This is a genomic window from Rothia amarae, from assembly GCF_042677725.1.
GTDB classification, from domain to species: Bacteria; Actinomycetota; Actinomycetes; order Actinomycetales; family Micrococcaceae; genus Rothia; species Rothia amarae.
In genome coordinates, this window is record NZ_JBHUCN010000021.1 from 1 (window position 1) to 684 (window position 684).

The window sequence follows — 684 nt, forward strand, 5'->3', positions numbered from 1 at the left end:
TCGTCGATGTCTTTGAGCGTATGAACCGTCGTTATGGTTACCGGCGGGTGCATGCTCAGCTACGCCGGGAAGGATGGGTGGTCAACCATAAGCTGGTCTACAAGCTCATGGATCAACTAGGGCTTAAATCCAAGATCAGGGCGAAAAAGAAGTACAACTCGTACAAAGGCACGGTAAGTCACATCGCAAGCAATGTGTTGAATCGATGTTTCACACCTGATGAGCCAAATACGGTGTGGGCAAGTGACGTCACGGAGTTTCGCGTTGCTGGCACCAAGGTCTACCTGTCGCCGATCATGGACTTATGCGATCGGTCGATCGTGTCGTACAGCATTTCAACCTCACCGAATACGGCGTTTACGTCGCAATCTTTACGCGATGCCATCGCGCAAGAATCACCAGATAAAGGTTTGCTTGTACATACCGACCAAGGATTCCAATATCAACATTCCAGCTGGCGCACACTCATCACAGCTATCGGTGGCACACAATCGATGTCAAGGAAAGGAAACTGTTACGACAATGCGGTAATGGAAAACTTCTTCGGACACCTCAAATCAGAGATGTACCACGGGGAATCATTCACCAGTCTGGAGACGTTCTACCACGCAATTGATGACTACATCCGTTGGTACAACCATGAACGCATCCAAAAACGACTCAAGGGCCTGACTCCGATGCAAT

At 49.3% G+C, this 684-nt stretch carries 1 protein-coding gene; it reads left to right on the top strand.

Translation table 11 applies throughout. From position 1 onward, the window contains the following. A partial coding sequence (locus ACFR81_RS10905; protein WP_377148962.1) for an IS3 family transposase occupies nucleotides 1–684 on the top strand: 684 nt, incomplete at both ends.